The sequence below is a fragment of the Psychrobacter sp. APC 3281 genome (assembly GCF_030407815.1).
Classification (GTDB): Bacteria; Pseudomonadota; Gammaproteobacteria; order Pseudomonadales; family Moraxellaceae; genus Psychrobacter.
The window spans coordinates 272,159-279,732 of the sequence record NZ_JASDCS010000007.1 but is presented as its reverse complement, the minus strand read 5'-3'; the positions used below and the strand labels follow the sequence as shown (position 1 = coordinate 279,732).

The following is a 7,574-nucleotide window of genomic DNA, read 5'->3' as shown; positions in this document are numbered from 1 at the left end:
CAACGGGTTATCTTCATAAAAGTAGTCTAGCATAGTGCTTATCTACTACAGCCCCTATTTTTTTAATATTCATATAAAAAACAAGTTCATACAATAAATTATTCTCACGCATAGTAGACGCAATTTACGTGGCACTACTACAGCAGCCCTGTAGATAACACTTAGTAAACGCCCACTATAATTAAGTAACACTATAAACATAGCATATACAGACAGCTGAATTGAAAAGTCCTATATTTAACCTCACAAGATATTTGGGACCAATCACTTATCCTTGTGCAATACAATTAGAATAAAAATTAAATAGTATTATCAGTAATCGAAATCGTGAAATAAAAACCACAATAGTTATCAAGAAATAAATCAAACACAATAAGTTCAATAAAAGGAATAATACAATGAACGAACATACTCTAAAAGGCGAATGGAACCAAATGAAAGGTTCAGTTAAACAAAAATGGGCTGAGCTAACAGACGACGATCTTACCCATATCGAAGGTAGCCGTGACAAGCTAGTAGGCCGCGTACAAGAGCGTTACGGTCATGCCAAAGAAGATGCAGAGCGTGAAGTAGATGACTGGCGTGTAGAAAATAAATATTAATATATTTAGTTCATAACTACTGTACTGAATAAACCGAAAAACCGCATAGAAATATATGCGGTTTTTTGTGGCAGATTTATACTGTATAGATAAGCTGTCGGAAAAATAAATCACCGTCCTCCAGACACGATAAAACCGCATAGCAATCAATTGTTATGCGGTTTTATTGTTAACTATCCATGTTACCTATCACGACTGCTTTTCATGCATCCTTGCACAAATATTCAGTATATTGTGATACTGGGCATCCTGCCCTTTTTACTACACTACAGCTTCAGTATTACTTGCTGCTATCAGCAAAGGGTATATGTCCTTACTTCAATCGCTATTGTCATCCTGACGCTAGTTATCGAATCATTATCCTTAATGCGGTCAACTCAATCCTTGAGTCATATTCCCTAATGCCGTGTGACTATAATGCCTAACTCTCACTCGTATGTTAAGTCGCGTAAACGTCATTGCGTGTAAGCATATGCTTACAACAATCTATTTTACTTACCACAATTATTACAACTTATTAACGCAAATGACACCTACCGCAAAGTTTTGTACTCTATTATAGATAATGTAAGGAAATATTTCGTAAAATAAACTACCAGAGACACCTGCTAACTGCTAGCTAACTTGACGAACCAAAATACCTTTAAAATCTTATAGTTATATCAGGTATAGATATTTCTAATCTACACTGCCTAATTAATACCATCATAGGATATTGCCTCATGAAAACAATAAAACCTTTCTCTATTAAGGCCACTTTGTCTACTGGTCTTGTCGTTGCATTATTGGGTACGACAGTGGGTTGTGCGGTTGTAGGTCCAGGATATGACAATCAGCCTGTCTATCGTGGTGATAATAATAGCCAGAACAATAATTTTAATCGCGTAAGTCAGCAGCTTCGACAAGACTTGCGTCGCAAAGGCTATCAGGTTATAGATATCAGAGCTGATAGTTACCGCGGTGATCGAGCTCTTACGGCTTATGCTAAAAAGAACAACCAAGCCTACGAGCTAAAATATACTTACCCTACCCTAAGACTCATCAGCTCAAGCAAAAGAGCATGGCCAGATAACTGGGGTAATAAGTCGCAAAAGAATAATGACCGCTATAAAGAAAACAAGCATCAAGGTAATTATCAAAATGGTCAGCGCTATAAAAAAGGCGATGTTGAAGACACTATTAAAAGAGAAGCACGTTACCCAACTATCAAACGCCGTGCTATCAACAAAGTAAGGGCTATGGGCTACCGTGTTGAAGATATCGAGCTTGAAGAGAAAAACAAGCGAGGCGTCTTTGAAATTGAGGCCAAACGCGGTTCACAGAAGTACGAAATACTATTAAGTTATCCAAATTTAGATGTGATCAAAGTCAGAAAAGATTGATTACTTTTAGCATTTTTAGCTAATTACCTAGGTACGTTTAACTCTTACCCATATTGAGCAACAATATATTATTAGGAGATCATTATGAAAACCCTATCATTTTCAACATTAAAAACGGTAGCGACTGGCAGCATAGTCGCAGCTTTATTGGCAGTGACCACAGGCTGTGTGACTGCGCCGAATGGCTACAATGGCTATGACGACCTATACGAGCATACTCATAAGGACAATAAAGGCCATAAAAAACACAAAGACAAAAAGAACGATAAAAACAGCTATGTCTCCGTTGTCGAGCAACGAGCTGCTAGTAAAGTCCGTAGCATGGGATATCGTGTCAAAGACGTTAAGTATAAAAACGGTGATCGTAAGATTAAGATAAAGGCTGAACGTGGACGCGACGATTATAAAATCGAGCTAGGCTATCCAAGCTACAACGTGATTAAACTTAAAAAAGATTAATCAGTTGTCAGGGTCTGATATTCGCTGTTGATACTCAGTTGAAACAACAAAAACTCTATGACCAAATAAGTCATCAAATGATTTATTTGGTTTTTTTATGAAAAATCTTACACTCAAGAATCTGGTATTTTTCTATATAAAACTAAAAATCCAAGACTTTTATCACATCATAAGCTGGCGTTTCATAGGGATGCGCTTCTTTTAACGCGGCAATGGTAGCATCGATAAAGGCTTCATCCACCACCATTTCCATTCGCCACTCATCGACCATTTCTAAACTATCCTGTGTACCAATGTGCGGCTCACTGCCTGATAGTGGCATAAACTGACCGACCCCTCGTACCTGCCAACAGCATTGCTCATAGTTTCCAATCTTCCCAGCGCCAGCAGTAAACAGAGCAGACTTCACTTGGTCTAACGCTGCATCAGGAATAAAAACGGTCAACTTATACATAGGCTTACCTCATAGAATGGTTTTGAATCTCAATTTGCTAGTTCTTAGATAAGGAAGGATGATCGGTCCATATATAACGTAGCAGCCAGTCTTTGGCATCGCCTGCATAATCGATACCAATACGTGGGCGTAGTGATACAGGTGGCTGACAATTATCATCTTCTATCCAAACTTCTGATGCCGGCGAAATAGGTTTGCCATATAAATCGCGATCAATTTGCAAGCGTTTGGTCAATTTGCCAGGGCCTGCGAACTGCTTAGAATGTGTAAATTGCTTATCTGGGCTGAGTTGTTGCTCTTCAATCAGACGGTCACTATCATCGGTCAAAAACCCAGCGCGGATCAATACCGATTCAGGTGACTCTACAGAGCCGCTAATCAAATTTAGCATATGATGCACGCCATAGGTCAAATAGACATAGAACACACCGCCTTGCTCATACATAATTTCTGTGCGCGCCGTTCGAGTACCTGCATGTGAGTGGCAAGCGGGATCATCTTGACCAATATAGGCTTCGGTCTCAGAGATACGCATACGTAGCGTTTTTTGCTGTCCATCGCTATCGGTTAGCTGTCGACATAAGACTTTACCAATCAGATCAGCAGCGACTACACAGGTCGGACGAGTGAACCAGTCAGGCTCCAAAACAGTTGATGAGACAGTAGACATTAGCGAAACCTTTTTTATTTTTATAGTCTATATTGATATGAGTAAGTACTAACAAATTAGCATAAAAGTAAGATAAGGTATCGAGGACAGTGTTGCCGCTATGTTTGGTTTTTTATACGAGCTAACTACAAGCCTGTGCATAAAGGGTGTTACTGATTGATAAATGGATAGGAATTGCAGTCCGTTTTAAGTGGTTCTATTATAGCGGTCTGTTTTGGGTGGTCTATTCATTGTTTTAGAGGTCTGTTTGGTTGGTTCCGATGGGGTATACCCTTTTTGCCGCAGTTATAAAACAAGTTTGTCAGTTTCAAATATCTAAACTCAATTATACTTTGTTAAGCGATCATAGTCAGCGCAACTAGACTCAATACCGTTACTACAAGCTTTATTAAACCACTCTTTTGCCTTAGATAAATCTCTTCGAACACCTCTACCCTCTTCATACATAATACCTAAGCTATTCTGAGATAAAGAATTATCTTGTTTCTGGTTTGCTGATTTGAAGTACCATTCGAATGCTCTTTCATAATTTTGGCTGACTCCCACCCCATTCTCATACATATCTCCAATATTATTTTGTGCTCTAGAATACTCTTGATCGCTGGCTCTTAGATACCATTCAAGGGCTTTACTATAATCTTGCGCTACGCCTCGTCCATGGTGATGCATTAGTCCAACTATAAATTGTGCTTCTGCCATTCCCTGATCAGCCGCCTTCTGATACCAATTTAGCGCCTTTGTATAATCTTGATTGACGCCCAAGCCATCATAGTAAAGCTCAGCTAGGTTATATTGAGCAGAGGCTAACCCTTTTTCAGCAGCTCCCTGATATAACTTGAAAGCCTCATCATAGCTTTGCGGGACGCCCTGACCATACTCATATAATGAGCCGAGATTATTTTGAGCTTCTATGTTTTCCCGTTCGACTGACGTTTTAGTAGTTATAGAGCTGCATGCCAAAATAGACATAGATGTACTTGCCATAAAAATAAGTAGAGTTAATTTGTAAATTCCTTTGTATACTAGATGCTCTATCTTCATGAGGTATCTCGGTTAGGTCAGACTACACTTAAAAAAATGGTGATAATATATGGAAATGGTTATAGATTTTAAAGGTGTTGATACAGCAGACAAGATGCACACAAAATTAAAGCATGCTTTTGGTTTTCCAGATTTTTATGGTGCTAATATTCATGCCTTAATGGATTGCTTAGGTGACATACGCTATCCAGAATACGGCATGTCGGAGGTTACTATAGGAGAAAATGAAGTGTTAAATCTAACGATTAAAAACTTTCCTTACGAGAACGACATAATTATAAATATTTTTTTTCTTGCTATTAAATATGTTAATGCTAAGTCGATTCGAAATGAAGAAAGTCCTTCGATACATTTGATACTAATTTAGGTCAACTAATAAGTGACCCCTGCCGTCAATCCCATAGAAATTAACTTGGAAGATTCTAATCATACAGCTCGATAATCCTATGCTGTGGGTTTTATAGTAATTAAGTTCACATATAACACTAGCAGATCGATGCCGGTATGGCGCACTAATCACGAGTAGAATATATATGGTAAGTACACCATGAAGTACACTGTGAGTATTCCAATGTTTTAAAACATTGATACCATTAGCCCATAGCCAAACATTCGAATCCTCACTAGGGTACCATCATAAATATAATGCCATAAAAAAACTGAGCATATGGCTCAGTTTTTTATTGTATGCTAAGTATCAGATACTTATTTTAATGGTACACCAATACGGTCAGCGACTTCTTCATAAGCTTCGATTACATCGCCTAATGACTGACGGAAACGGTCTTTATCAAGTTTCTTCTTAGTGTTCTTATCCCAGATACGGCAGCCATCTGGTGAGAACTCGTCACCTAACACGATACGGTCATGGAATACGCCAAACTCTAGTTTAAAATCAACTAGAATCAAATCACCCGCATCAAACAATGCCTTTAATACATCGTTGACTTGATAGGTTAGCTCTTCCATCTTAGCCAATTGCTCTTTGGTCGCCCAACCAAGAGACACAGAAAGTGACTCGTTAACCATTGGATCACCTAGCGCATCATCTTTATAAAACAGCTCATACGTTGGCGGCGTCAATGCCTGACCTTCTTCTAAGCCTAAACGACGTACCAAACTACCAGCTGCAAAGTTACGCACCACGCACTCTACAGGAATCATGTCCAAGCGTTTAACCAACACTTCGTCATCAGATAATTGCTTCTCGAAATGTGTTTCGATACCAGCATCAGACAATTTTTGCATGATAAAAGCATTAAAGCGGTTATTAACCACACCTTTACGTGCTAATTGTTCGATACGCTTACCATCAAGCGCTGAGGTATCATCACGGAAGTGCAAAATCAGAAGATCGTTATCCTCTGTTTCATAGACAGATTTAGCTTTACCTTTATACAGCAGTTGTTGCTTTTGCATTATGGGGGTTCCTGTTCGTTCAAGCTTATGTGGTAAAAACGCGCAGCTACCGCTGACTGATGTAAGATACATGGTTTGCGGCTATGATAAAAACGCAACAGTCAGCGATATAGATAAGGGAATAAGTTTAGTTCGAAGTGTTGCTAACAGCACGCTGAGGTTTTGGCAGCTGATACTGATTGCCTGACTCATTTTTTAGTTGGAGCGTGTTTACCCCAGCATTAGGTGTTGAATATAAAGGGACAAAAGGTGCCGTTTCTTGGGCGGCAGGTAGCTCTATCGGTGCAAGCTTTTTGCTTTGTTGATAGTCTAAGCTGCCGTTATCACGTTTACCAAGCAGGTTTTTGGTCGCTTGACAGCCGCTCAATACCAAAGTGCTACCCAAAACCAAGGTCAGCATTGCTGGAAATAATTTTGTCGTTGATGATGCTGTCTTTGATGTTACTGTCATCATGTTGTCTCTCTGAGTTAGCAGTTATTGCTCATGTAGGCGATTGACTTATCGTGATAAGGTGACTTGCTGCTAGCTCGAATATCAATTATCCAACTAGCAACAAATCTAAAATCGCTGAATATCAATTGGCTAAATATCAATTTATCGTATGTTTGCTCGAACCAATGCTTCATCGATAGTCGCATGATGCTGCTCCGCGAGCCAAACCAATGGCAGACGAATACCTTTATCGATAATGCCCATTTTATGCAAGGCGTACTTCGCTGGGATAGGGCTTGATTCGATAAATAGGTCACGGTGCAGATGCTTGACCACGTCATGGATTTTACCAGCCGCTTCAAAATCACCACGCAAACCCGCAGAAAAAGTCTCACTCATGGCTTTTGGCGCTACGTTAGCAGTGACTGAGATATTGCCTTTACCGCCTACTTTCATTAGATCAAGTGCAGTGCCGTCATCACCAGATAGTACAACCATTCTGTCACCAACGGCTTTTATCAATTGCTCACCGCGACCGACAGATCCTGTCGCATCTTTGATAGCAACGATATTATCGATGTCACACAAACGCTCGACCGTGTCTTGAGCAATATCAACCACTGTACGGCCAGGTACGTTATACAGCATTTGCGGTATATTTACGGCTTTGGCAATGGCTTGATAATGCTGGAATAAGCCTTCTTGTGGCGGCTTATTGTAGTAAGGAGCAACTAGCAACGCGCAGTCCGCACCTGCATCGGCAGCATCCTGAGTCAGCTTGATGGCTTCCATCGTGTTGTTGGCACCAGTACCCGCGATGACCGGTACACGACCTTTGACATGCTGGACAAAATAGCGAATGACATCGCTATGCTCTTGCATAGATAGGGTCGCTGATTCGCCAGTAGTACCAACAGCCACAAGGCAGTGTGTGCCCTGCTCGATCTGCCAATCTATGAGATCTGCGAGACGTTTATAATCGACCTTACCGTCAGGGTGCATGGGCGTTACCAAAGCTACCATTGAGCCTTGTAGTCGGGTTTTGATCTCGTCGTATGCTGTGCTCATAACCGTGCCTTACTGTATTATCCTAGCTTTTATTAAAGCTGTCACA

At 40.2% G+C, this 7,574-nt stretch carries 10 protein-coding genes; 4 read left to right on the top strand and 6 right to left on the bottom strand.

Annotated features, from left to right (window positions below):
* The first annotated feature begins 398 nt into the window (after positions 1 to 398).
* The 3 genes from QL886_RS08160 (at position 399) to QL886_RS08150 (ending at position 2,443) form a co-directional block, all read left to right on the top strand.
* The gene (locus QL886_RS08160) at positions 399 to 602 is read left to right on the top strand and encodes a CsbD family protein (protein ID WP_057758006.1); all 204 of its coding nucleotides are present in this window, start codon (positions 399 to 401) and stop codon (positions 600 to 602) included.
* Positions 603 to 1,324: 722 nt separating this feature from the next.
* The gene (locus tag QL886_RS08155) at positions 1,325 to 1,984 is read left to right on the top strand and encodes a hypothetical protein (RefSeq protein ID WP_290178312.1); all 660 of its coding nucleotides are present in this window, start codon (positions 1,325 to 1,327) and stop codon (positions 1,982 to 1,984) included.
* Positions 1,985 to 2,068: 84 nt separating this feature from the next.
* Positions 2,069 to 2,443 (top strand): hypothetical protein, encoded by a 375-nt coding sequence (locus QL886_RS08150; RefSeq protein ID WP_290178311.1) that lies wholly within the window; start codon positions 2,069 to 2,071, stop codon positions 2,441 to 2,443.
* A gap of 142 nt (positions 2,444 to 2,585) precedes the next feature.
* On the opposite strand, the gene QL886_RS08145 is transcribed toward QL886_RS08150, so the two are convergent.
* The 3 genes from QL886_RS08145 to QL886_RS08135 form a co-directional block, all read right to left on the bottom strand.
* The gene (locus tag QL886_RS08145) at positions 2,586 to 2,897 is read right to left on the bottom strand and encodes an NGG1p interacting factor NIF3 (RefSeq protein WP_290178310.1); all 312 of its coding nucleotides are present in this window, start codon (positions 2,895 to 2,897) and stop codon (positions 2,586 to 2,588) included.
* 37 nt (positions 2,898 to 2,934) lie between these two features.
* Positions 2,935 to 3,567, bottom strand: coding sequence for a DNA-3-methyladenine glycosylase (locus QL886_RS08140; RefSeq protein ID WP_290178309.1), 633 nt, complete (start codon positions 3,565 to 3,567; stop codon positions 2,935 to 2,937).
* A gap of 321 nt (positions 3,568 to 3,888) precedes the next feature.
* Entirely contained in the window at positions 3,889 to 4,608 is a 720-nt protein-coding gene (locus QL886_RS08135; RefSeq protein WP_290178308.1) for a tetratricopeptide repeat protein, read from the bottom strand.
* Positions 4,609 to 4,657: 49 nt separating this feature from the next.
* On the opposite strand from QL886_RS08135, the gene QL886_RS08130 reads away from it, so the two are divergent.
* Positions 4,658 to 4,975, top strand: coding sequence for a barstar family protein (locus QL886_RS08130; protein ID WP_290178307.1), 318 nt, complete (start codon positions 4,658 to 4,660; stop codon positions 4,973 to 4,975).
* Between the two features lie 338 nt (positions 4,976 to 5,313).
* Here the strand turns inward: QL886_RS08130 and purC are convergent, their stop codons facing one another.
* The 3 genes from purC to dapA all read right to left on the bottom strand — a co-directional run bounded on the left by purC (position 5,314) and on the right by dapA (position 7,528).
* Positions 5,314 to 6,027 carry a phosphoribosylaminoimidazolesuccinocarboxamide synthase gene (purC, locus tag QL886_RS08125; RefSeq protein WP_057757995.1) on the bottom strand — a complete coding sequence of 238 codons (714 nt, stop codon included), beginning with the start codon at positions 6,025 to 6,027 and terminating at the stop codon, positions 5,314 to 5,316.
* A 127-nt stretch (positions 6,028 to 6,154) separates the two neighbouring features.
* Positions 6,155 to 6,502: a hypothetical protein gene (locus QL886_RS08120; RefSeq protein ID WP_290178318.1), complete on the bottom strand. Its 348-nt coding sequence runs from the start codon at positions 6,500 to 6,502 to the stop codon at positions 6,155 to 6,157.
* 120 nt (positions 6,503 to 6,622) lie between these two features.
* Positions 6,623 to 7,528 carry a 4-hydroxy-tetrahydrodipicolinate synthase gene (gene dapA / locus QL886_RS08115; RefSeq protein ID WP_165598142.1) on the bottom strand — a complete coding sequence of 302 codons (906 nt, stop codon included), beginning with the start codon at positions 7,526 to 7,528 and terminating at the stop codon, positions 6,623 to 6,625.
* Positions 7,529 to 7,574: the final 46 nt, after the last annotated feature.

What these genes read in the sequence shown, in the direction of transcription:
- QL886_RS08140 (WP_290178309.1), bottom strand. Translation starts at nt 3,567, where the DNA reads ATGTCTACTGTCTCATCAACTGTTTTGGAGCCTGACTGGTTCACTCGT.
- QL886_RS08150 (WP_290178311.1), top strand. Translation starts at nt 2,069, where the DNA reads ATGAAAACCCTATCATTTTCAACATTAAAAACGGTAGCGACTGGCAGC.
- QL886_RS08135 (WP_290178308.1), bottom strand. Translation starts at nt 4,608, where the DNA reads ATGAAGATAGAGCATCTAGTATACAAAGGAATTTACAAATTAACTCTA.
- QL886_RS08160 (WP_057758006.1), top strand. Translation starts at nt 399, where the DNA reads ATGAACGAACATACTCTAAAAGGCGAATGGAACCAAATGAAAGGTTCA.
- purC (WP_057757995.1), bottom strand. Translation starts at nt 6,027, where the DNA reads ATGCAAAAGCAACAACTGCTGTATAAAGGTAAAGCTAAATCTGTCTAT.
- dapA (WP_165598142.1), bottom strand. Translation starts at nt 7,528, where the DNA reads ATGAGCACAGCATACGACGAGATCAAAACCCGACTACAAGGCTCAATG.
- QL886_RS08130 (WP_290178307.1), top strand. Translation starts at nt 4,658, where the DNA reads ATGGAAATGGTTATAGATTTTAAAGGTGTTGATACAGCAGACAAGATG.
- QL886_RS08145 (WP_290178310.1), bottom strand. Translation starts at nt 2,897, where the DNA reads ATGTATAAGTTGACCGTTTTTATTCCTGATGCAGCGTTAGACCAAGTG.
- QL886_RS08155 (WP_290178312.1), top strand. Translation starts at nt 1,325, where the DNA reads ATGAAAACAATAAAACCTTTCTCTATTAAGGCCACTTTGTCTACTGGT.